Annotated in this window: 16 protein-coding genes and 1 pseudogene; 6 read left to right on the forward strand and 11 right to left on the reverse strand. The window is 36.3% G+C overall.

What is annotated here, in order from left to right; translation table 11 throughout:
* Nucleotides 1-154 precede the first annotated feature (154 nt).
* Nucleotides 155-706 carry an SMC-Scp complex subunit ScpB gene (scpB, locus tag A0J48_RS15640; protein ID WP_200324561.1) on the reverse strand — a complete coding sequence of 184 codons (552 nt, stop codon included), beginning with the start codon at nt 704-706 and terminating at the stop codon, nt 155-157.
* A gap of 46 nt (nt 707-752) precedes the next feature.
* A complete protein-coding gene (ispD, locus tag A0J48_RS15645; protein WP_200324563.1) occupies nt 753-1,433 on the reverse strand; it encodes a 2-C-methyl-D-erythritol 4-phosphate cytidylyltransferase in 681 nt (226 codons plus the stop codon).
* 200 nt (nt 1,434-1,633) lie between these two features.
* On the opposite strand from ispD, the gene A0J48_RS15650 reads away from it, so the two are divergent.
* Entirely contained in the window at nt 1,634-2,617 is a 984-nt protein-coding gene (locus A0J48_RS15650) for a glycosyltransferase family 9 protein (RefSeq protein WP_200324565.1), read from the forward strand.
* 79 nt (nt 2,618-2,696) lie between these two features.
* Here A0J48_RS15650 and A0J48_RS15655 read toward each other — a convergent pair whose 3' ends face one another.
* Nucleotides 2,697-3,179 carry a CRR6 family NdhI maturation factor gene (locus A0J48_RS15655; protein ID WP_200324567.1) on the reverse strand — a complete coding sequence of 161 codons (483 nt, stop codon included), beginning with the start codon at nt 3,177-3,179 and terminating at the stop codon, nt 2,697-2,699.
* A 237-nt stretch (nt 3,180-3,416) separates the two neighbouring features.
* Here A0J48_RS15655 and A0J48_RS15660 point away from each other — a divergent pair, with 237 nt between their 5' ends.
* Together A0J48_RS15660 and A0J48_RS15665 are read left to right on the forward strand one after the other, a co-directional pair.
* A complete protein-coding gene (locus A0J48_RS15660; RefSeq protein ID WP_200324569.1) occupies nt 3,417-3,941 on the forward strand; it encodes a L,D-transpeptidase in 525 nt (174 codons plus the stop codon).
* Nucleotides 3,942-4,248: 307 nt separating this feature from the next.
* Nucleotides 4,249-4,776 (forward strand): L,D-transpeptidase, encoded by a 528-nt coding sequence (locus A0J48_RS15665; RefSeq protein WP_200324572.1) that lies wholly within the window; start codon nt 4,249-4,251, stop codon nt 4,774-4,776.
* 97 nt (nt 4,777-4,873) lie between these two features.
* On the opposite strand, the gene A0J48_RS15670 is transcribed toward A0J48_RS15665, so the two are convergent.
* The 5 genes from A0J48_RS15670 to A0J48_RS15690 all read right to left on the reverse strand — a co-directional run bounded on the left by A0J48_RS15670 (nt 4,874) and on the right by A0J48_RS15690 (nt 14,069).
* Complete coding sequence (locus A0J48_RS15670) at nt 4,874-8,110, reverse strand: O-linked N-acetylglucosamine transferase family protein (RefSeq protein WP_200324574.1); 3,237 nt, start codon at nt 8,108-8,110, stop codon at nt 4,874-4,876.
* Between the two features lie 37 nt (nt 8,111-8,147).
* Nucleotides 8,148-12,350 (reverse strand): FkbM family methyltransferase, encoded by a 4,203-nt coding sequence (locus A0J48_RS15675; RefSeq protein ID WP_200324576.1) that lies wholly within the window; start codon nt 12,348-12,350, stop codon nt 8,148-8,150.
* Between the two features lie 55 nt (nt 12,351-12,405).
* On the reverse strand, nt 12,406-12,813 hold the full coding sequence (locus A0J48_RS15680) for a tetratricopeptide repeat protein (RefSeq protein ID WP_200324578.1): 408 nt from the start codon (nt 12,811-12,813) through the stop codon (nt 12,406-12,408).
* Nucleotides 12,814-12,925: 112 nt separating this feature from the next.
* On the reverse strand, nt 12,926-13,378 hold the full coding sequence (locus tag A0J48_RS15685) for a TEK-like protein (protein ID WP_200324580.1): 453 nt from the start codon (nt 13,376-13,378) through the stop codon (nt 12,926-12,928).
* Nucleotides 13,379-13,616: 238 nt separating this feature from the next.
* On the reverse strand, nt 13,617-14,069 hold the full coding sequence (locus A0J48_RS15690; protein ID WP_200324582.1) for a TEK-like protein: 453 nt from the start codon (nt 14,067-14,069) through the stop codon (nt 13,617-13,619).
* A gap of 863 nt (nt 14,070-14,932) precedes the next feature.
* On the opposite strand from A0J48_RS15690, the gene A0J48_RS15695 reads away from it, so the two are divergent.
* Nucleotides 14,933-18,241 (forward strand): hypothetical protein, encoded by a 3,309-nt coding sequence (locus tag A0J48_RS15695; RefSeq protein ID WP_200324584.1) that lies wholly within the window; start codon nt 14,933-14,935, stop codon nt 18,239-18,241.
* Between the two features lie 76 nt (nt 18,242-18,317).
* On the opposite strand, the gene A0J48_RS15700 is transcribed toward A0J48_RS15695, so the two are convergent.
* The 3 genes from A0J48_RS15700 to uvsE all read right to left on the reverse strand — a co-directional run bounded on the left by A0J48_RS15700 (nt 18,318) and on the right by uvsE (nt 21,548).
* Nucleotides 18,318-18,848 (reverse strand): hypothetical protein, encoded by a 531-nt coding sequence (locus tag A0J48_RS15700; protein ID WP_200324586.1) that lies wholly within the window; start codon nt 18,846-18,848, stop codon nt 18,318-18,320.
* 144 nt (nt 18,849-18,992) lie between these two features.
* Entirely contained in the window at nt 18,993-20,591 is a 1,599-nt protein-coding gene (locus A0J48_RS15705; protein ID WP_200324588.1) for an Hsp70 family protein, read from the reverse strand.
* Between the two features lie 57 nt (nt 20,592-20,648).
* Nucleotides 20,649-21,548, reverse strand: coding sequence for a UV DNA damage repair endonuclease UvsE (gene uvsE / locus A0J48_RS15710; RefSeq protein ID WP_200324590.1), 900 nt, complete (start codon nt 21,546-21,548; stop codon nt 20,649-20,651).
* A 376-nt stretch (nt 21,549-21,924) separates the two neighbouring features.
* Between uvsE and A0J48_RS15715 the strand changes: the two genes are divergently transcribed.
* Entirely contained in the window at nt 21,925-23,328 is a 1,404-nt protein-coding gene (locus tag A0J48_RS15715; protein WP_200324592.1) for a hypothetical protein, read from the forward strand.
* Between the two features lie 449 nt (nt 23,329-23,777).
* Nucleotides 23,778-24,173, forward strand: a pseudogene (locus A0J48_RS15720) (glycosyltransferase); the annotation flags it as partial.

Consider the following 24,173-nt stretch of genomic DNA (forward strand, 5'->3'; position numbering starts at 1 on the left):
TTTAGCTTGGTTGCTAATTCTACTCTAAACCATAGTACAAGCCTAGCGCATTTATCAGAACAGGGAATAGGGAACAGGGAACAGGGAACAGGGAACAGGGAACAGGGAACAGGGAATAGGTAAAGAATTTTCTCCCCATCACCCCATCACCCCATCACCCCATTTCCCTTTCCCCTGTAACCTCTAACTCCAGTTCTAGCTGTTGTTCTTGCTCGTCTGTAGGCAACACTTGGGGCAGTTGATCGATTTGGAAATATTGGTGAAACTTCGGTGTAACTTGTAATGAATATGAACGAGAATCGCTGTCTCGGCGTTTGCGAACAAAACCCAGTTCTACTAGTTCAGGAACGTGCTGATATACACCTGAACCACGTAAATTAATTAAGTCGCTTTGGAGTATGGGACTATTGAGAGCGATCGCCGCTAATGTCCGCAAAGCTCCGACACCTAATTCTACAGGTATCAAAGTTTGTACTAAGTCATGAAACTCAGACCTCAGTTGCAAACTATAACCATTTGCAGTTTCTACGATTTCCAGGGCGCTATCTCGACGGGCATAATTATCCATCAATTCAATTATACCTGCTTCTGCTGTAGCGCGATCGCACCCAGCATACTCGGCAATTTCACTCACAGACAAGGGTTTACCCTTTAAATACAGAATGGCTTCTATTTTGATTGCTAAAGCTATATTTTTCTTAGACATATTCAATAAGGAATTTACCTGTCACCTGTCACCTGTCACCTGTCAACTATTCCCTATGACTAAGAATAAATTCAGCGATCGCTAAATCTTGAGGAGTGGTAACTTTCAAATTGGTTTCCTCTCCTGGAACTATACGTACTTCTATCCCACATTTTTCAAACAACGCCGCATCATCAGTGACTTCCCACCCTTGACGTACACCCTCAGCATGACATTGTTTTAACAACTGAACATCAAACCCTTGGGGAGTTTGAGCCGCCCAAAGTTTTTCTCGATCAGGTGTACTTTGAATTATGCCACTTTCATCTACAACTTTGATGGTATCTTTCACAGGTACAGCAGCTATTAACCCAGGACAATGCAAAATAGATTCAGCACAAGTATTAAATAACTCAGGTGTAGCTAAACAACGCGCACCATCATGTATTAATACTTGTTTCGCCTCAGATGGTAATGCCTGTAAGCCATTGTAAACTGACTCTTGCCGGGTAGAACCACCAATAATGAATTCAATAGGTTTTGTTAATTTCAATTCAGATATAATAGCTTTAAAATCTGTCCAGTCATGAGGTTGAGAAATAATACCTATCCAACTAATAGAACTGGCAGCTTCGGCAGCTAACAAAGTCCAAGCAATTAAGGATTGTGAGCGTACCTGTAGTAGAAGTTTATTGCGGTCAGCACCCATTCTTTTGCCGCTACCTGCGGCGGGAATTAATAAATACACAACTTTCCTCAATGTTTTAACTATGCACGGGGAGACGGGGAGAATAACTTTCTCCTAAGACCTCTTGTCTGTTCGCTTTTCTGAATTACATATCCCTTACGGGAGCCGGAGGCACTATTATGAATTACGAATTACAAATTACCCATTACCTATATTCCCTTAAAATAAGGAGCGATAAGCGTCAATAAATATTATTATTTATGCGAGTAGTAGCCCTTGTACCTGGTGGCATTAGCGACCAAATCCTTTTCTTTGCCACTTTAGATGATCTGAAGCGTCATTATCCTCACGCTCAGATAGATGTCGTGGTCGAACCTCGGTCAAAGGCTGCGTACCGGGTGAGCAAATCAGTTCATGAGGTATTATCCTTTGATTACAAAGATCGTAGCAGTCTAGCTGATTGGGGTAACTTAGTTGGCACAATCCGCGATCGTGAATATGATGTTGCTATTACTGCTGGAGAAAGCTGGCTTGTAGGTTTATTTCTCTGGTTAACTGGAATTCCCACACGCATTGGCTACAAAGGCAAAGGTGGAGGGTTTATGACCAACACTGTATCTGCCAACACATCAAAATACATAGCTTCGATGTATCATGATTTACTCCTACCTTTGGGGATTAACACACCTGTACCAGAGTTAGCAGTTAATGTACCCAAACCAGACATTGAATGGGCGCAACAGGAACAAAAACGTTTAGGTATACATGAAACAGGTTACATATTGATTTATGGTGGTTCTGATCAGATATCCCAACTTGATGGTGCAGATACAAGCTATCCAGTAGTCAGTTGGCGGCAAATCATACAGGAGTGCCAGCAAAAACAACCGGATTTACCAGTAGTGGTAATTAGAGAAACTGATGATGAGCAATTTGTGCGTTCACCGCAGGTGGGCTTTACGCCATCACTCCTCGAATCTTGTTCCAATATCAAAGTGACTACCCCTGATAATATTGGCAAATTAACTGCCATAATTGGCGGTGCGAGTTTAATGTTGTCGATCAACAGTGCGCCACTTCAGCTTGCGGTAGCAGTACAGACTTATACTATTGCTCTCCTAGGTTCTACAGATCCAGGAAAGGTGTTACCACACAGTGACAAATTCTTAGCGATTAAGTCGCCTACTGAGAAAATTTCAGATATTCCACCTGCAACAGTTTTAGAAAAAATTTGGGGTGGTTGAGTATTAAGTTTAGATTTTGGATTTTGGATTTTGGATTGCATGAAACATCTAAAATCCAAAATCGAGTGACTCCTGAGTTCTATTTGGTTTCAATCATTTCAAAGAAAGCATCTTCTAATTCGTAACCCAAGATTTGTGCTAGAGACTTGAGCCGGAATTGAGTGGGGATACTTTGCTGTTTTAGCCAATCACTCAAAATAAAGATTTTGTGCATCAAAAAGATTTCTAAGGCTTCAGGGTTGTACTGTATGCCTTCTTTAGAACTAAATTGATGAGGCACTAACATAGCAGCGTAACGAGCTAATTCTCCAGCTTTCCAGTCTAGTAAAAATGGCAACCACGGATACTTGGCATCTAGACGCACAAACCACAACCTGATCTCTGGAATTTCTGAAAGCTCCCGTGGATCATTTGCTTCCCGTGCATAGTTAATTTCAAAGCACAATTGCTGTTCATGGGATGTAATGGATTCCTCTTGCAGCAGTGGTTCAATTACCGTTAATGCAGGTGACAAATCCAGATTGTTAATGGAGTCGTTTTTGAGATTGATTGTGATTGTCATGGATTGTTGGCTGCTTTTTCGATTACTCAAAAGTAGGATCGAGAATCCACAGTAGCAGTTTTTAGCACTTGATGCTACTCACCCAAGTTGTCAGTTATAAAAATGTAAGGGCGTAAATATGTAGGAAAGTTGATTGTATCAACTGCTCTGCCGATATCCTTGTTAGCGGCGGAAATTAACATTACACTTAGTTTAATCAGCTTCAAGTAGGTTGTTGAAAGCAGGAGTGTGTTTACCATGACAAGTCTTTCTTATACTCGCTGGATAATTAATTTAAAGATTTTACTCGCAGTTACATTCGTCTCTACTAGTATTTTTGATCCTGTATCGAGTCAAGTTTGGGCAAATGTCGATAAGAATACTGACAATAATAAAATTGCTACCGCTATTCAAACACTCAAACAATCTGATCAACGCTGGATTCAAATAGACCTGTCTGAACAACATCTAATTGCGTGGGAAGGTAGCAAACCAGTTTATGCTATCACCATTTCTTCTGGGAAAGGCTCTACACCCACTCGCGTTGGCACTTTTAAGATTCAAACTAAATTAAGAAAAACCCGGATGCGGGGATCTGGTTATGATGTTCCCAATGTTCCCCATACTATGTATTATCAAGGCGGTTATGCCATTCACGGCGCTTACTGGCACAATAGATTTGGTACTCCTGTCAGTCATGGTTGTGTCAATCTTGCACCTAATCATGCTAAATGGGTATTTGAATGGGCTGATGTAGGAACTCCAGTAGTAATTCAAAAATAGGTCATAGGTAATTCGTAATTCGTAATTCGTAATAGTGCCTCCGGCACGCTACGCGAACGTAATTTTCTCCCCTGTCACCTGTCACCTGTCACCTGTCACCTATCATCTGTCCCAAAATCACAAGAAATCAACACAATTAAACTGTTCGCTGTTCTCTAGGATCAGTAAGATAGAGAAAGAATTAAGAATCTCTGTTTTCCAGCATTTGGCGTAAATCCTGATGAATCCGGCGCGGACTAAGTAATTGCAAATATTCGATCAAAAAAGTTCGCGTGTACTAATTAGATCATTAAAAGGTAATTGGATTATGCCAATGTGGATTCGTAGTGCTTTAATACTTGGCTCTGGAACTTTTTGTACAGGTTTAGTATTGATGACTTTGTTTTCTGGGTCGTCACCAACCAGTAATCTGAAAACTATTACAGCTAATGCTTATACAGTAAATCAAAGTAGGAGTGTATCTAGAAATAGGCAAATATCCCAATCTCGCTGGATTGAAATAGATTTATCTGAGCAGCGATTACGGGCTTGGGAAGGTAAAAAAGTGGTTTATTCTTACCGGGTTTCTACGGGAAAGAGCAAAACGCCTACACCTGTGGGTAGATTTCAAATTAATTCCAAATATCACACTCATCGGATGCGGGGTAGAGGTTACGACATTCCTGATGTTCCTTACACGATGTATTTTTATGGCGGCTATGCGATTCATGGTGCTTATTGGCATAACCGTTTTGGTACTCCTGTGAGTCATGGTTGCGTTAATTTGCCAGTTAGTCAAGCGCGTAAGTTATACAATTGGGCAGGAATGGGGACTGTTGTGGTTGTACGTCGGTAGGTGATTAAATTTTGGATTTTGGATTTTAGATTTTGGATTGACAGCAGATAAATCCCCGATTTGTTTGAGAAGTCGGGGATATGATGTATTGTAAAAATCATTTTTCTGCATTCTGCAACAGAAGTTTTAAATTTTCCCTTATTTTACTATTATCCGGTTCTACTAACAGCGCACAACGATAATATTTTTCAGCCTGTTCTATTAATTCTTGTTCTTCTAAAAGCTTACCTAGAGATTGATAAGTTGCCGCTGAATAACGATTAATTGAAAGTGATTGCAAATAAAATGAAATAGAATTTTCTACATCATCTAATTCTTGATAAGCCAAACCTAAATAATAATAAGCTTGAGCATCAACCGGATGATTTTCTAGATACTCCTGATAATAATTAATAGCATCAGCAGGTTCTAAATCTACAGCTAAGGAAGGATTAATAGGAGAATTTTTGCTGTTAGCTGCTGTGGATTCTTGTTGAATATAAGTTTGCCACATTTGGCGATAAGCTGCCTCTAAACTGCTGGCCATGTTTTTCACATCCAACAAAGGAGAATGCAAAAGTCTTTCCCGCATAGTTGAACGTAAAGATTGCAGGTAATCTGGATTTTGGGCTAATGCGATCGCTCTTTGTACATATTCTGTGGCATCATGGGCAATGAAATCATCCAAACCAACACTGTGCAAAATACTTGCACTCATGCGTTCCATTTTGCGAGTACCTGCTAAGGTTACTGTGGGTACTCCCATCCACAAGGCTTCACAAGTTGTTGTACATCCTGTATAGGGTATACTATCCAAATGTAAATCAACTTGATTATAAAGATTCAGATGGTCTTCATCCGTAGCAAATCCACCATATAAAAAGATGCGTTGGGGATCAATACCCTGTTCAACAAAGGGAGTTTGGATTTTTTCCGCAACTAAGGGGTTAAATACATCGGAACTCGCACATTTTAACACCAAGCGAGAATGAGGGACTGCTTTGAGAATTTCAATCCACAAAGCAAAAGTTTCTGGTGTGAGTTTGCGTAGATTATTAAAAGATGCAAAAGTGAAAACACCTGTTTTTTTATAAGGCAATTCAACAACTTTAGGTGCATTTTTCAATGGTTCATATCCAACATAACAACGGGGTAAACGCCATATAGTTTCGCTGGTTTTTTCCTGTGTATTATCAGGATGGAGAATCTGATCAGTAATCCAATAGTCAATGCTTGGTAAACCAGTAGTAGCAAAATATCCTAAATAGGTAGCTTGAATAGGGGCTGGTTTCATCCCCAAGACCATCATCCGATTGTTTGCAGTATGACCAGCCAAATCAATTAAAATATCTATACGATCTGTTTGAATTAACTCCGCTACTTGTAAATCAGAAAGACCAACTGTAGAATGCCAAACATCACAGATATCTCTAATTTCATCTGTAATTGCATCAGGTTCTTGTACTTCTCCATAGCAGAAAACTTCAACTTGGGTACGGTCATGGTATTGGAGGACAGGTTTAATAAATGCACTGACTGAATGTCTGCGGAAGTCGGGGGAAATATAGCCAATGCGTAAACGGCGGTGTGAATTTTTATTGTTATTATGATGAGTGAGAGTTGGTAGCCATTGATTAACTACTTGTTGCTGATACCACAGTTGAGCAGAATCTAATATCTCTTGAGGTGTAAAACTGATGATAGAACTTAAGTTAAATAGAAACCACGAATGTACTGTATGATTGTTAGGATTAATTTTTAAGGCTTCATTTAATAGATTAATGCACTCTGATAATTTTCCTTGTTCAGCAGCAATAAACCCTAAAATTTCATAAGTTTCGCTATGATTAGGTTCTAATTCCAGGTTTTTTTGGAAACATTCTTGAGCTAAATCAATTTGTCCTATTTTGTAGTAAACATAACCTAAATTTTTGAGCGCATCAATATAATTAGGATCAATTTTTAAAGCTCGGCGATAAGAAGATATAGCTTCTGAATAGTATTTTTGATTTTGCAGAACACAACCGAGATTATAGTGACCTAAAACACAATCTGGTGCTATGTCTATCACGGAACGAAAACAGTTTTTAGCTGCTTCCAATTTGCCTTCACGCACAAATTTTGTGCCAGTATCGTTAATTTGTTCTGTCAGTTGAGGCAAGAGTTCTAACTCTTTTTCACCCAGAAGACTTTGAATAAAATCCGCACCTTCTCCTTGTTGCCAAAGTAAAGCTAAATTGAATTTAGCACCTTGATATTCTGGGTCTAGTTGCAAGACTTGGGAAAATTGATCTATCGCTTTACTAAAATATTTTTGACGTTTAAAAATCAATCCTAAACGATAGTGAGCTTTAGTATAATGGGGATTGATGGTAATACCATGAGTATAATTATCAATAGCCTTTGCCCACTCATCCTGTTGTTCATAGATAAAGCCCAGATTATAGTAAGATTTTGCTAACTGAGGTTGAATACTGAGAGCGCGTAAATACCATTTTTCAGATAATTGTAAGTCATGTTTTATTAAAACTGTTCCTAGCAAATGGCATACTTCAGCAGCTTCCTGCAATCGCCCCTTTGCAGTTAATGTGGTAACAAGATGTTGATCAATAGATTCATAAAACTGTTCGCGTAGTTCTAGTTCTGTCTTCAAATTGCGAATTTGACCGACGATTTTGTCAATTTGTATGAGTAACGGTTCTAATGGAATTGATTCTAAATGTTGATCTAATCTTTGCGATAAACTAGATTGGGTTTCATAATTAAATTTCAGTAATAATGGACTGAGTAAGGTTTCAATTAGTAAACATTGTTGAGAATTAAGAATTTTTTGCCATTCCTCTGTACTTTCTTGATCTAAAGGATGCTGTTTTAATAACTGTTCAATCTTTGTTTCCGTTAATTCAACTTCTAAATCTGTTGCTAAACGTGCAAGTTCAAGATGTGGTTGTGTAAGTAAGTTTTCCTGAGAGATTAATAAAGTTTTATTGACATCAGTAAAGAAATTTTCTAGGTATTGTTGCCAAAGATGAAGAAAATTAGATTCAAAGGTTTCCTTCTGTTTGGGAGCATGAATAGTAGCAGCTAGAATTTGACGAGGGTCTTGATATAGATAAATACTCTTAGCTTTACCCTGATTAATCTTCTCTAATGCTAGTTCTGACAGAATCTGATATTGGATTAGTGTTGTTCGTGTTGGTTCTCCTATGATTTTAAAATAAGCGTCAATTTCAGTCGCAGTATTACAAGCAGTCCCTTGAATATTGATTTTACCAGCCTGAGTGAGCAGGGCTTGACAAAGGTTGTAAGCAAGACTTCTCAAATCATTACTAATTCCACCGCAAAAAATCATCATAAATCAAAAACCAGTCCTGTAGTTTGCAAACAAGAAGTTAAAATTGTTGATTGTCTAAATTATCAAGTTGGTAAGATGTCAAGTTTTCCAGTTGCACTTGTTCCAATGCTTGTTGGTTTTCGTTGTTTAAAACAATTCTAGCAGTCAGTTGAGGTAACAAAGATTCCCACTGCATAGAAGATAATTTACCTACTAAGGAAATTTCTAATCCTGCTGTTTCTTCCTCATCTTGGTTACACAAATTATCCATGAATGCTTGTGTAAATTGACTGGAAAAATTGCTGGCGTTGATGAGTAAGGTGATCTTGTCACTATGAGGATGATCTTCTAAAGCTGTAATGACGTTTACTAAGTCTTGATAAATAGATTGTTCTGGTTGTGTGGGATCTGGGAAGATGATTAAGTTGATATCTCTCAGTCTTAGGCTTTGTTTGAGGTTTTCTGCTAAGAGAATAGATAGTTGATAATTTAAACTTTCAACTTGACATGAACGCAGTTGATGTACTGGCAATTGTTCTAGAGTTTGTTTATCTTCCTGTGTTAAAACAATTCTCGCAGTAAGGCGAGGTAACAAAGATTCCCACTGCATAGAAGATAATTTACCTACTAAGGAAATTTCTAATCCTGCTGTTTCTTCCTCATCTTGCTGACCCAATTTATCCATGAAGGCTTGTGTAAATTGACTAGGAAAATTGCTGGCGTTAATGAGTAAGGTAATCTTGTCACTATGAGGATGATCTTCTAAAGCTGTAATGACGTTTACTAAGTCTTGATAAATAGACTGTTCTGGTTGTGTGGGATCTGGGAAGATGATTAAGTTAATATCTCTGAGTTTTAACGACAAGAGAGTTGTATTCATCAATGCTGAACTCACTTGTTCTGCCATTTTTGTCCAAGAGAACTTTTGCGCCTGGGCTAAACCTGCTGTAATTAATGATGTGCGTAAATTATGATTTTGTACTGAAATTAAAGCATTTGCCATTGCATCCACATCATTATCATTGACAGATATGGCAGCTTCTCCCGCTACTTCTGGAATTGAACTATTAGGACAAGTAATCACAGGACAACCACAAGCCATTGCTTCTAATATGGGCATTCCAAAACCTTCATATTTAGAAGGATATACTAGAGCTACTGCACCAGAGTAAGCTATTGTTAATTCTTCATCACTCAGTTGTAACAGATGTACTGCACTACCAGATGTATAGTCTCTCAATTCTGGTGCAAATGCTCCCCCAAAACCAGTGAAAATAATATCAAATTCGTAGCTGTTGGGGAGTTTTAAGAAAGCTTTTAAGAATAAAATCTGATTCTTGTAATCAGCTAAATGACCTCCTAATAAAAAGTATGGTTTATTGATGCCATATCTATGTTTAAATGTATTGATTTGTAATGGTTTAGCTGGTGAAAAGGTATTGCTAACTCCACAATGGGCGACTGTAATAGATTCTACAGCTATATTTGGGAAATATTTGGACAAATCACGGGCTGTATTTTGGGAAATGGCTATATATGCAGATGCGTGTTTAATGCTCTGATGTTTTTCTCTCCACATGGAAGTATTCAAATCCCATCTCATTACTTCTGGTATCATGTCATAAGCCATGAATACAGACGGTGTTGTAATTGGAGTGGTGTAGTATGAAGAAATAAATAAGTCTGCTCCTTCTTCATTGCAGATTCGCTGGAGCATCTGTTTATCTGCTGCTGTATTGTTATAGTCGTATTTGGGAATAGTGCGATATCTAATCCCTGCTATTTTGGGTGCAGTTCCATCACGATCAAGAATAATAATATGTTTGGCAAATCCGTTATTACCCCATTCTTGTAACAGAGATTTCCAAACACGAGCTATACCTGTTTGGTAGTATTGAAAGAATACTCCATCAATAAGAATTATCGGAGATGGTTTCCTGATTTGCGTAATTTGTTGCTGGACTTCTTCTTGTTGTAAAAATCTCCAATTGTTATTGCTGTTGTTTCTTTGAGCAAGCGGGATTATTCCGCGTCTATGTGCAGAATCTACTTGAGTTGTATCCTGAACCCAGGAAAAATAATCTTTTAAGAAAATGGGAAATTTAGTGTTTGCTTGTAAAGCATTCCATTGAGAAACAGCATTTTTATAACCATAGTATTTTTCTTTAAAGTTTAATTGTTCTGGTGTTACATAAGCAAAATGCTGAAATATTAAACCATCTGCTTCCGTTTCTTGATGTAAAAAAGGGTTTGCAGTGGCAACATTTTTATATTGACCATCAGCTAAATTTTCCACCAAAACGGGCGGTTCATGTGCTGCCCAAATATATCCAGGTTTAAAGCGCCAAGTTCTTAACCAGTCTTGTTGAGGATTTTGAGTGTAACAGTTACGAGTGCTAATAATTAGCTTTTCACCGACGAAATACCAACACCAATAGAAAGCAGCAGTTTTATCGGCATTACTAATAAACATTTCTCTAGCAGTACAAATCTGTTCTAAAGTCCATAGTTCATCTACATCCACTTGCCACAACAAAATTTCTTCTTTAATGTTTGCCAGTGGTGCATTAACCATTTCCCTCTTACCGTCCCAGAAAATACCTTCTGGTTTACGGTAAACCGTGATATTCTCTGGATAAAGTTGTACCAGTTCATCTATATATTCCGTAGTTCCGTCACAACTACGCCCATTTTTATGTATCTCATCAGTGATATGTCCACCCAGTTTTAGACTCCAACTGGTATCATGTTTTAAGTCGGCTACACCCTCAATAATATGCCAATGCCATTTAAATGGTAATTTTTTGAAAACTTCTATGTGGTAACGAATAAATGGTTGTCCATTGAGGACAATAGTAAAAAAGTGAATAGGTAATGTAGGAAAAGCAATATAATTTTCATAAAATGAATTGGAATCTGTGGCATTTTCTCCAATTCTTCCATTTGCAGTTATACGATGACACTCATAACCATTCGCAATTAAAATATCAAATGTAGTCTTAGCTTTACGGTTTAATCCCTCCAACATTTTTTGGGATATTTCAAATTGTATAAACCTGATTTTTTGGTTTTTTAATAATTCACTTGCTCCCTGGAGTACGTCACTTTCCGCACCTTCTACATCTATTTTTAAATAATCAATTATATCAATATTATTGTTGTGGCAAAATGAATCTAGAGTGATCGCTTCTACCAGTTCAGTATTTACAATGGGAACATATTTTCCAGAACCACAAGGATCTAACATTTGTGGAGTACCAATACTATTCCACGCAGAAAATTCCTCTGGAAATTCGTTAAATTCTATTTGAGTATTATGTGAAAAAACAGCTTTGTTAACTAAACAAACATTATCGCATCTTAATTCCAATAATCGGTCTTTTAGTTTTTGATAAATACTTGATGTTGGCTCAAATGAATATATTTTTCCAGTACACCCGACCAATTTACTCAACAATATTGAATAATCACCAATATTAGCTCCAATATCAAAAACTACCATCCCTGGTTTAATTAGCTTACTAACTAGAGTCTGTTCAGCACTTTCATGAACAGAAAAATATTTGTCTATGCTCTCAATTTTTTTGAATATTGAGTAACCATTTCTCAGAGAATTATTTTGGGAAATTAGCTCATAATTTTTATCCGAGAGTAGTCTGTTGTGATTTTCATAATTTTTAAATGTTGTTATATCATCTAAAAAAATGTATTTTGCTCCATATATTTCCTCTAATTCAGCACCACCAGTAAATTCAGAACCATCAATCAATACTATATCAAAATAATCAATATTGTTTTCGTTTTTGATTTTTCTAATACCATTTTCAGAAAAACCAGATTCTTTTACATATTCAATATCTTGATGCAGCCAAGTAAGAACCCGATCTAATGGATAAAATTTGAGATTATTATTAGTTTTCTCATAAAAATTGATAACTTCTTGTTCATCAGGAAAGCTTTCTACAGGTACAGATGATATATTATAAACCCTCACAAAATCTTCATTCTCATATCTTTTTTTTAGCTCATTAAATCTGGGTTCTGAAACTTCCATACAAAACAAGGTTGGCTTGTTATGATTTTGTCGCATTCCTGTAACAAATGCTTCTGTGCTTCCTGCTCCTGAAGATGAACCAATTTCTAAAACGGTTTTAATTTCCTCTTTTCTAGCAATTTCTTGAATAGCTGTATAAAATTCATCATTTTTGATTTCAGGAGGAATTAAATGATTTAGTTCATAATTTTTAATTTGGTTATTCATAGTGTTTACAATTGCTGTGGTAGTGTATTTTTTTCAGGGTATGATTGCTGGTAACTTATTGTTTAGTTTGTTTGTGCTTCTTCACTTCAGCCAACACCGTTTTATAATCCTGCCTATCAGGATGCAGCTTAACTAGTCTCTCTATAAGTGCGATCGCTCCTTGTGTATCTCCAGACTTTACCCGGATAATAGATAACTTTTCCAATGCTACTCGGTTATTGGGTTCTCGCTGTAAAACTAATTCGTAACCCTGTGCCTGTTTTTGCAATTTCGTTGTTACTGATTCAGTGGCAGGTTGCTGAGGCTGCTGCTTCGCCGATGATAGCGATGATAGTACCGTACTGATACCCCCAAAAGCAATCGAACCGAAAAATGAAACTATGGAAACTATCGTAAAAATTCGTTTACGGGTTTCAATTTTTTTACTGCGTTGGGCAAAGTATTCTTTCTCAGAACTAGTCATATTGCTAAATTTATATACCTATGAAAAGGGGGACTTTGATTAAATTTCCCCTCTTTTCATTAGGGGTAATCTTGATACAAGAAAATTTAAATTGATGACTTTGCAAACATGGTTAGTCTAGGGCAGATGAACCTCCACTTTGCCATGATTTGATAATACCAATGATGTCACCAAAGCGATAATCATTCAGTGCAGCATCAATGGCGCGAGCGATCGCAGCTTCAATAGAGTTGTCTGTATAATTTACACTGCCTGCATACATATTTCCCTTAATTATTGTTACTTGACTGGGATCATGGCCTACGGTACTGTAATTAATTTTTAATGTCAGTTGACCAGTAGGCGTAATCGAATTTTGAGGAAATACAATTTCTGACGCAAAGCTGTTAGTTGTACCATTCGATAAAACGCTAGTCACTGCCGCAGAAACCCTAGACTGGGAATCATTACCGATAAACTGAGCGTGAGCAGGTTTACCTGCAATAAATGAAGCTGTAACTGCTCCCCCTAGCAATAAAAATGCAACAGCTGATGCTTTTGATGTGTGGGTACAGTTGGTTTTCATGGTCGGGACACTCTAGTTTTTGACTATCCCAACCTTTCTCAACTGAAATTGTCATATCTGGAGAAAAGACCGCAGACATTAACTCCAATTCAGAATAAAATAAGATCATCCCCCAGTTGACGCTGAGGGGATGAAGCATGGAACATATTGTTGTAAATTTCCTGTATTATGTTCCATAAAGGTGGTTGACGATTCCTTCTATGCCCTTTTATCAGTAGGAATCGCCGACTTTCCTTAATTAGTCCAATGCCGCAGAACCGCCACTTTGCCAAGATTTGACGATACCAATAACGTCGCCATATTGACTAAGATTTTTAGCCGCATCAATAGCACGAGCAGTAGCAGCTTCAACTGTGGCTGCGCTATAAGCAGCAGTAGCAGCACCAATACTAGCGGATGTAATCGCTAACTGACTAGCATCAGCACCGATAGTAGCGTAATTAACACCAACTGAAGCTACACCAGTAGAAGCAATAGACTGTTCTGGAAATACGATTTCCGCAGCAAAGCTGTTAGTTACGCCATTGGATAAAACACTAGTGACAGCAGCAGATACTCTAGACTGGGAATCAGCACCGATGAATTGAGCTTTAGCTGGTTCAGCAGAGATGAATGAACCTGCAACTGCACCACCTGCTAAGAGAGATGCAATAGCAGCAGCTTTAGATGTCTTGTTAGATTTTGCGTCCATGATTTGTACACTCCTGGTTTTTTACTCAAATTTATGAACTACCAAAACTTTGCATTATTCTTTGTTTAAGAATTGCTTGTTTTCAGACTTGTGAAATTCAGACAGTTCTTCATTTTCTACCAGGATGAAACAAAGACTTATTTAGTCATACATCCTGATATAAATACATAGATCAAACTTAACTATGCCTGAAACTGTACGGTATTGACGTTAGAAACTTTTGGGTGTGAACAAGAATCTATGTTTAATACCTTACACGGTTATTTTTGGCTTTGTCAACGAGAAAATATTGAACTTTGAACATTTTTTTTTAAATGTAAATTCACTTAAAAAACTATGGTATTTCGTCCTAATACTGATGAAAGGTATAGTCAAATTTTCAGTATTTTTATCAAATAACTAAGGTTGCTGTAGGTAAAAAAGCTTATAAGGGTTAGGCTTTGAGGCTTTAATTGCCAATTTTCCAGAAAAAGTATGTTATTGACTAGATGGTTTCAATAAAGATTTACTGAAATAATTAACTTAGTACTTACGTAATATTACTTTTATATTTTATTGATTCCCCTGAAAAAAATCCGTATTACATCACTATGATAATTGGATAAAAAATTGGTATAAGTGAAATCAACCAAGGTTCTTAAGCTCAATTGAGATTTGGTTACAGCTATTTGAGTTTGCTCCTGTCGGTATTAGAGATAATAGCTGACAACCAACTGGATTTATTTCCGATCAGGATGAGATAGCTCTGAGCAATAATTAGTTTTTAAAATAAAATTTTTTTGGCAGATTCTTTATATATTTTTTCACTAAAAATAATCTCGCCAGCAAAGGTATTTAACTTAATATCCATTTTTTCAATCTATATGAAGAAACAATATCCTTTCTGGAATGCTGGAATTTTATTAACTTTATCAATAACGGCGCTCTTACCACTCAAAGCTATTGCTACTGAGGAGGAAAAGGTTAATGAGTTTCCAAATGTGAATAGTAATGAACAGAATAGTTATAGCAATAGACAGTTGGAAGTAACAGAAAAAGATTTAGTAAAAAACAACTTTACTTTGTCGCCTCCAGAGATAACAAACTTTATATCTTTTTCATCAGAACAAAAGTTAATTAATCAAAAAATCAATTCTAGTCAAAATTCTGCATATCAGTTACCTGCAAATATCCCACACACAACCAAACGTTGTCGGGGACACACGCTGGAAACTGACCCGCTTATATCTGTTAATTTAGACGAGCCAACCCCTACAAAGGAAGATTTTCAGGCAGAAATTACTACTTGCGAAGAGAATAGCAATTCCTCGGCAGTATCTAAATATGCTACTAAAGCAGTGATTAAGGACGAATACAATACAGATATAAATACAGAATATTCTATTAGTTCTGATTTAAATTTAGTTGAACGTGACCTTTTAATACCAACAGACAATTTATTTGCACAAGCGATTAATAATCAAAATCAAGCGCAGTTAAATCCAGTTGAGCCAAATGTCCCTGTAGTTCCAAAGAAAGTACCCTCTGTACCTATTCCAGAGGAGAAGCCAGAAGAGAAGCCAGAAAAAAAACCAGAGGAGAAACCAGAATTAACACCAGCAGAAAAGAAAAAAGTTTTGAGAACTTTAATGCGTAACTTGTTAGACAACAGTACATCAAAATATCCATTTTTCGTGAATACCAGCGATAAATTAATTATCAATCCTCGAAAATTTCAACCGTTAAAATTTGAGTTTTATTCAGATTATAGTTTTGATTTAGACAAATTTCAAGTAGGTAATTCCTTTCAGGAAGGAGAATTTAGTGATCTAATAATTAAATCAGCTAATATTTCTTTTTATCCAGAAGATGAGCAATTTTATTGGGTATTGGATGGAAACCGAGTAGTGATTGAAACTGAAGGTAGGCATTTCAATGTTGGTTATCAAGGTCGTTCTAATCAACAAAAAATTAGACAAATTGCTAAGGTGTCAACAGTTTTTTGGGGAGCGCAATCAGTATTTGGACTTCCTAGTAGTTTTCAAGATTTAGTTGGGGATATCAATTTAGATGATGTGAATATTATTAGTGGTGCTGCGGAAATTGTATTACCTGCGGGAGCAAGTTTAGCTGATAATGCCGGGTTTAATATTAATATAACTCGATCTGATGGTAGTTTTATAGAAAAATTTATTCCCCTAGATGATACCCGCAAAGCAACCACAAATGCACTTCAGGGAGGAGGTTCTTTCTTTGGTAATTTAGATGCTACCAATGCACCCAAATTTTTACAAGGTTTTCCCACTGTCAATTTACAACCTTTACTAAACAATGGTGTGAAGTTGGAAGTTGGCAGTATTATACCTCGTGAAAATCTGGAGGCGGCGGGACTAACATTAGGTGATTTTTTCACTAAACAGGGATTTGCTTTTAATAATCCTATTAGTTCTTTGCCGGGAATTAAAACTTTACAACTTGATCAAAGTGACAATAATGATATTGTGGCTGTTCTCAGTAATCCTTTTTTAACTAAGGAACAAAGAGATTTTCATTATCTTAATTCGTTGATGTGGTATAACTTGGGTCAACAAAATCCAGAAATTGCTACTTTCAATATATCAGAACCTCAAAATTTAGATTGGTATAGATATACTTTGAGTTGGTCACATAACCGGACTTTATTACAATATGCTCCAGAAAAAATCAAATTAAATTATTTAAATGTTTTTGCTAATCCAGGTTTATCTATAACTACTGCTACATGGCAAGAGACAGATTTTAATACAACTACAAATGCTAGTTTGGGTTTTATGTTGGGTTGTACTTTTAAGTTTATTAATCCTGGCAACTTGAATGAATCTATTAGTGAAGCAAAAGAAAAATATAATAATTTGCAACCTTTAGCAACTTTGAATACTAAGGCAACATCTCAACAACGCAGAGAGATGAATAAAAGATTAAATGATACGCTAAATTATGGAAATACTCATAGTAATCTTTCCTCATTTTCTGGAAGTTATACTTTTGCGAGTCATATTACTCCAGACAGTACATTATTATTGCAATTGAGAACAGGTCTTTATAAAAGAAGTGTGCAGTTGCTTGAACAAAAAATAGAACCTTGGACTCCTGAAACTCCTGTAGTTATAGATGTGGTGCGTCCTAGTGATTTAGGTCCAATATTTTATACTGGAGTTAATATCCCCACGAATTTAACTCAAATTAATGCACCCCAAACATTTCAAGTTACTTTTATTCGTGGTGAAACTTCAGATGGACAAGTTTTATTTGATCAGTCTTATGTATTTGATAATAATTTAGCTAATATGTTTACTGCTGTTCCTATCTTGGGACCGGGAAAAACTTATGATTTAGATTTTGGACGGATAAAACTGAGTACCTTTCGACAAAGAGATGCGGAAACATCTTCTTATACTGGACATCTATATTTACCAGCAGTGGAATTTGTAGCTTCTGGAAGTATTAATAATTTTAGTTATGCTTTATCTACGGGAATGTGGTTTAATTTATTTCCAGATTCTGCACCGATGATTGATGCTAATTTGGGTAGTTTAAACCCTAATGCTACAGCGGAAAGTTCCATGGGAGGAATGTTAAAATTTGCAGCTAAAGCAGATTTTACTAATATATTTTATGACGATAAAAAACAGTGGCACACAATTATATCTAATTCACCGTTCTTTTCTTTAACTTATAATACTAATCCCAATCGTTTGAATCTATCGAGTATTTCTCTGGGTCATGTATTTCAGTTTGTGAAACCAGATTTTAATATCACTTTTTATCCTGTCTTAACTGTTTCACCAGCTATGTTGAATCCTGGTGTTCAATCTAGTAGTTTAGGTAATATAGGTGCTTTTTTTCTCCTCAACTTTTCCCATAAAGTAGGGTTTAATTTTAATGGTTCTATCTCTTTCGGCGATCCATCTTTTTACCAAATTGAAGCTACCTATGATGTAATTAAAAGTAAAGAACTGGGAACTTTAACATTAGGTCCTTACTATTCCAATTATTCTATGGCTACTAAAGGATTTGAAAGTCAATCAGAAGATCCTAACTATGGGATGATATTTCGCTATGAAAGTCCTAATTCTGGTTTGTTGATTAATTCTAGGTTAGGTAATAGTGATTTTGGTTTTAGAGGAGAATTAAATATAGAGTTGAAGTTTTAGAGTGATTGGTAGTTAGTAGAGACTATCTTTTTCAAGTCTCTACATTGATGTACAAATTAATCAACTCAATCAAAAATTAGTCTAAAGTTGGTAATGGGAAAGAAAGATTAACAGTGTTGACTAGAGAACCAAAAGTAGGAATTTCAGTTGTGTTGACATTCAAGTTGACATCTCCAGGAGCAACAATATTTGTAGACGGTAAAACTACATTAATATTAGAGATTGTTGTTGTTGCATTAGGAATGCTCACGGTTGTACTGCCTCTTCCTGTTTGGATTTGAGGAATATTACTTCCTTCTTTAATGGCAGAAATAAAGCTAGGGCTTGTATTATCTGTTGCACCTTCGATGACAAAATTAGTCGGTTGCTGAAATATATTATTTTGAGCGTTTGTCACCGTTGGTATTTCTATTTTAATGGTGGGTTTTGGTACTTTTATTGTGGGTTTTGGTACTGTTATTGTGGTTTTTGGTAATGTTATTGTGGGAATGTTGATGATAGGGATAGATTGAGCTTGGGCGGTTTTAGGTATTAAGGTTGTTAGTATGGCAGTTAAGATTAAGCCCTTAACTGTAAGCTTGGTAGTAGGGTTGATTTTGATGGTCATTGCTTTGAATAGTTTCTCTTGATAACGATGTAAATACCTATCATATATGTTTGATTAGTTAATCGGGAATGGGGAATATGGGGATGTTTAATTTTTAATTTCCCCTTTCCCCTGATGAGGATTACCGATTTTTACTGTGATAATTTAACTCAACTGCGCCACAAGTTGATTTTCTATGAGTGTATCATTAGTCAACAAGTCTTCCACAGTAATTCTGAGAAACCTTTGTTCGTCTACTTGAAACTGGATTTTGATGCGATCGCTGCCTGGAAAACCTGGGGGGGAAAGTTGGGCAATGTTTCTTGCACCTTCTCTATCATTGAGAGGTTTGACTGTAGTTTCTAGACATTTAATATTGCGAGTAATTAAGCGATCGCCATCAAAATAAACTTCTGTTCCTCCTGTGTCTGATCCCAATTCTCCAACAATTAATTCTATGCTGGGTTGATTTTCCCTAGAAGCACCCAAAACTAATTCTACTGGTTGAGTCATGGGGTAAGCTTGTCCTGCTTTAACTATCGGTTGCCAGCTATGACGCTGGTTGCGACGATCCCAGTAACGCACACCATAACTATGATAAAGATAGTCTTTAATTTCCATGCCCTGAGTTATTTGCAAAGCACCTTGAGCGATCGCTTCAAAGGGACGTTCACAACGGATTTTTTGCGGTTCAAAATATTGGTTCACATAAGTCTGCACTGCGTGTAACTGCACAGAACCACCCACTAATAACACTGCATTAATATCATCCAGTTCGATTCCTTGTCGTCTGGCTTGTTGTAACAGTGTCATCATCGCATCATGCAATCTATCAAAAAATCCATTTTCTTTGAGGATTTCTTCTAGTCCCTTGCGATTGAGTTCCATTTCATAACTTTGAAATGTCTCATTATCGAAAAAAAATTCACTGGCTTTTTCTTGGGTAGATAACTGAATTTTTAATCTTTCTGCCAGTCTAGTTGTTAAAGAATTAACCGGCAATCCTTGACTTTTTGCAAAGTAATCTACTATCCAATTATCAATATCTGTACCGCCTAAATTTTGTCCAGCTTTAGCCAAGACACGGGCAGTTTTTATCTTTTGTTTTGAGTCTTCAGCCAGGGATTTATTACCCCATTTCAACAGAAATCCCACAGGTTTGGTATTAGTTTGGGCTTTTTTGTCTAAACACACTAAAGATAAGTCTAAAGTCCCGCCTCCAAAGTCAATTACTAACAGATTTTCCTGTGCAGCTAAACCATAACCTAAAGCAGCGGCTGTTGGTTCATCTAACATCCGCACCTGTTCAATAGGAAGTGCTTGACAAACTTTTCCTAACCAATAACGATAAACTTCAAAGCTGTCTACAGGTACGGTTAACACCAGGGAATCTAAACCTCCTTCTATGGGTGCTAATTCAGAGATCACCTTGGTTAAGAACCATTCTCCTACTTGTTCAAAAGTGATATTCTGCCCATCAAGTTCAGGTAGAAATCCTTGGATATTTGCACCAATACCTCGTTTAAAACTGCGGAAAAATCTAGAATCTGTTTTTACATCCAGACCGCGATCGCGTACTTGTTGCCCCACTAAAATTTTAGCCTGGGTAGCTTCTTCTACATAGACTAAACTGGGAATCAGTGGGGGATTGAGATTTTGTTGAATGGATAAACCGGGTAAATTTATGGTTTCTGGCTGCTGGGTAACGGGATTCCAGCGCGTAATGACTGTGTTACTAGTACCAAAATCAATAGCAATGGGCATATCTTGTTTTATTATTTCGCACTAGGAAGAAAATACGTCAGTACAGTTAATATATCCTTAATTATTTGGCATTAACCACCAATCTTGCAAATGAGTGATGGCTTTTTCCTTGTGTTTGGCTTCTACCTCTATCCAAGGAACTTGGTGGTAAGCATCAGGCATGGCAGTAATTAAATCACTATGCTTTCTATCATTAAAACCTGAGTCACCATTGGAAATATGTACTAACTGCCAATCTGGATTTGACCAAGTTTCTCGTGCTGCCAAAACCATAGACTCTACACTGGGATGATTATAACTATCTAAATTTTCATAGCAAATATGGTGATGAGCATCAAACACCATTGGTATTCCTGACTGTTGACATACATCTGAAATATCCCTAGCGTTATAGGCATATTCATCATTTTCTAAAGTCAAGCGGTTTTTAATACTTGCAGGTAATTCTGAAATTACCTTTACCAACTTTTCTGCACGTTGAGATTTGCCACCATGAATATTCATTAAAGCCCAAGGTGACTGAGGTAAACCGAATAAATCTAAGGTTTTAGCGTGCCTTGCTAAAATTTTGATACTAGTTTGCACGATTTCAGATGAATCAGAACTCAACACTACAAATTGGTCTGGATGCAGCACCATTCTGATGCCTAGTTTTTCTGCTCTTTGACCAATTTTACCTAAATCTGCACTCATTTCCTCCAAAATATTTGCGCCAATTTCATCTTCCCAATCACTGAGAGGAAATAAATTTGAAGACATTCGATAAAGCCGAATATGCTGCTGTTGACAAAAAGACAAAGCCTCATTCAAGCACTGCAAATTATGTTGATAAAGTTTTCTCAGGGTATCTTCACGTTCTGGAAGAGAGAGTTTTAAATAACGAGTGCGGGTAATAGTCCGAAAGCGCACTTGTTTATCAAAAGTAATGCAAACCAGCCCTAAATACGGTGTAGTCATCAGATTTTGGATTTTAGATTTTAGATTTGGGATTGATGGCACGATTAAATCCAAAGAGAGAGCATTTCAATGAAAGAAAAAATAACCACAGAAACACTAAAAAATCTCTTAAAATCTCTTACCTTTGTGTCCTTTTCGCCCTTTGCGGTAATGCCTCCGGCACGCTACGCGGACAATCATATCAAGCCTTGGAGCATTTTATTTCGTTAGATCAAAATAAATTTACACATTTGGGATGCTACCTCCAAAGACTTATAGTATCAAGGAAGTATTGTTTATTAAATTTAACAATGCCTTCTTAGTATTATTGCAGAAACTTTTAGGAAATTAAATCTGTCCAAGTGTTTAAATTATCTACAAATCTCAATATTTACCCATGACACCTTCTGCTCAAGGCATTCCCGGATTGCCAGATTTGACACATCCCCATGAATTAGTGCAGTTTGGCACTAAAGTAATTCAAGGCTCATTGTTATTTGTATTTTTGATTGTAGCTTTAGGAGTGGCGATCGCACTTATCAGTTTTTCCCTCAGACGCAATACCACTGAACAAGCAGTTTTCTTTGGTGAATGGTCTATTCGTTATTCCCAACTCCTCAAAGGATTACAACATTTAGCTCTGATTTTAATTTTATTAATTACCGGATTTTTTCTCACTTCAACTTTAGGCAACCGTTACCATCATTGGGAACAAGCAAAAGTAGCACAAGTAGCGGAAAGTGTTGCTGGTGATAAATTAGAACAAAATGCGCCCCAAGTACGTTACATTACCGAAGAACCATACAGTTACACCACCCAAGTTAACGGCAGAATAGTTAAAGTTAACGATCAACAAAAAGTTACTCGTTACTTAACACTAGCCAGTTCACAAATTCAAGTCAAAATAGACCAAACTGTAGATGTACAAAATCGTAGTGCTGTTTATAGTACAAACTACACTGCCGATTACAAAGTTGCCAATCAACTAAGTGATATTAATAGCTTTTTCTTTGAAGCACCACCACCTTATGGTTACTCATTATTAGCTAGTTACAAAGTAGAAAGGGACGGAACAAGATTAAAACAAACTAATCCCGGTGATTACGGTTTTCCTTTTCGCTTAGAACCAGGACAAGAAACAACATTTAGAGTCACCTATCAAGCTCAAGGTGGTTCACGTTGGGTATATAATGCCGCAAATCAACTACTTTCCCAATTTCGTCTTACAGCAATTGCTAATTTTAGGAATGCCGATTTTGCTAGTGGTATTGTTCCTAGTGAAATTAAAAGTGATGGCAACAGTACACAATTTACATGGGTATTTAATGAAAATGTCTCTGTCAAAAATCCCTTTGGTGTTTTTACCAGCACTAATCAAGTTAAAAATACAGGCATTATTCCCCGGTTGTTACTGTTAGCACCAGCCATATTTTTGTGGTGGATATTACTATTGTATTTATCACTACCAATGAGTTTAAAAAATATCACTATAGCTGCTGGTATTTTCTTTGCTTGTTTATTAGCTTTAACCTATATGGCAAGGATAATAAATGCAGAAATAGCTTGGACAATAATTTCTTTAATCTTACTAGGTTTAACCTATGGATTAGGCTCACATCGTCGCGCTTCTTTAGCAGCAATTATTTGTACTATTGCGGGAGCAATTTTACCGATTTTTGGTTTATTGATACCGTTTAGTGGTTTAACACTTAGCCTTGCAGGGTTGCTTTCAGTTGGGTGGTTAGCTGTACATCACTGGTATGGAGAAAACAGGGAACAGGCAACAGGGAACAGGTGGTAGTTCAGAAATGTACAAATTATCAATCATCCATACTTATTAATACTAATCACTAACCAGATCCTCATCCACAATTGGGTGAGGATTTTTACATAAATGGCTATTTGTTGATTTGCAATCATCAATCTATGGACGAATAATTTTAACCATACAACTTAGTAAATTTTCGATTTAGAACACATTTTTTTGTTGCTGAATAATCATTATTTGCATGATTTATGTAAATAAAAATACGCCCTACAAAACCTGGCAAATTGGTATTGACGAAATAGAAATATTTAGTTATAAACGGCTCATGGCGAAAAATATAATCAAATATGTCAATTAAATTAGCATTGCCAAAATCGCTACAATTATTGTTTCATCGCATAAATTACGACCAGTCCGCATCAATTTAATTAACAATATTCTCCCTAGGTACAATTCAAATTTACTACAAGTAAAGATTTAAAATGGCACAAACTTTGCTAAATGCAATACCCACAAATCAAAATACTCAAACAAATGTTAAACTGCAAAATATGATTTTGCCCAATTTAGATATATGTACAGGTGAAGAACTTTATTTCCGATTAAATTCCAATTATTCGATGAATTATGAAAAAAACCTAATCGAAATTAATAAATCTGCAATCATCAGCTTTGATACTTACTTGAATGCTTTTTCAGTACAAAAATGGAAAGAACATACAAAAATTAAAACGATTAATGTTAATGTTAATTTAAAAGGAAAATTTAAGATTAGTCTTTTCAATATCAATTATTATTCACAATTCAAAGCCTTAGTCAATCAAAAAATAATTACTAATCCTGAACTTGAAGAAGTATGCGTATTTAAAGATATAGAT

This window comes from Sphaerospermopsis aphanizomenoides BCCUSP55 (assembly GCF_001586785.1).
Taxonomy (GTDB): Bacteria; Cyanobacteriota; Cyanobacteriia; order Cyanobacteriales; family Nostocaceae; genus Sphaerospermopsis_A; species Sphaerospermopsis_A aphanizomenoides_A.

What these genes read in the sequence shown, in the direction of transcription:
- scpB (WP_200324561.1), bottom strand. Translation starts at nt 706, where the DNA reads ATGTCTAAGAAAAATATAGCTTTAGCAATCAAAATAGAAGCCATTCTG.
- A0J48_RS15650 (WP_200324565.1), top strand. Translation starts at nt 1,634, where the DNA reads ATGCGAGTAGTAGCCCTTGTACCTGGTGGCATTAGCGACCAAATCCTT.
- A0J48_RS15655 (WP_200324567.1), bottom strand. Translation starts at nt 3,179, where the DNA reads ATGACAATCACAATCAATCTCAAAAACGACTCCATTAACAATCTGGAT.
- A0J48_RS15660 (WP_200324569.1), top strand. Translation starts at nt 3,417, where the DNA reads ATGACAAGTCTTTCTTATACTCGCTGGATAATTAATTTAAAGATTTTA.
- A0J48_RS15665 (WP_200324572.1), top strand. Translation starts at nt 4,249, where the DNA reads ATGCCAATGTGGATTCGTAGTGCTTTAATACTTGGCTCTGGAACTTTT.
- A0J48_RS15670 (WP_200324574.1), bottom strand. Translation starts at nt 8,110, where the DNA reads ATGATGATTTTTTGCGGTGGAATTAGTAATGATTTGAGAAGTCTTGCT.
- A0J48_RS15675 (WP_200324576.1), bottom strand. Translation starts at nt 12,350, where the DNA reads ATGAATAACCAAATTAAAAATTATGAACTAAATCATTTAATTCCTCCT.
- A0J48_RS15680 (WP_200324578.1), bottom strand. Translation starts at nt 12,813, where the DNA reads ATGACTAGTTCTGAGAAAGAATACTTTGCCCAACGCAGTAAAAAAATT.
- A0J48_RS15685 (WP_200324580.1), bottom strand. Translation starts at nt 13,378, where the DNA reads ATGAAAACCAACTGTACCCACACATCAAAAGCATCAGCTGTTGCATTT.
- A0J48_RS15690 (WP_200324582.1), bottom strand. Translation starts at nt 14,069, where the DNA reads ATGGACGCAAAATCTAACAAGACATCTAAAGCTGCTGCTATTGCATCT.
- A0J48_RS15695 (WP_200324584.1), top strand. Translation starts at nt 14,933, where the DNA reads ATGAAGAAACAATATCCTTTCTGGAATGCTGGAATTTTATTAACTTTA.
- A0J48_RS15700 (WP_200324586.1), bottom strand. Translation starts at nt 18,848, where the DNA reads ATGACCATCAAAATCAACCCTACTACCAAGCTTACAGTTAAGGGCTTA.
- A0J48_RS15705 (WP_200324588.1), bottom strand. Translation starts at nt 20,591, where the DNA reads ATGCCCATTGCTATTGATTTTGGTACTAGTAACACAGTCATTACGCGC.
- uvsE (WP_200324590.1), bottom strand. Translation starts at nt 21,548, where the DNA reads ATGACTACACCGTATTTAGGGCTGGTTTGCATTACTTTTGATAAACAA.
- A0J48_RS15715 (WP_200324592.1), top strand. Translation starts at nt 21,925, where the DNA reads ATGACACCTTCTGCTCAAGGCATTCCCGGATTGCCAGATTTGACACAT.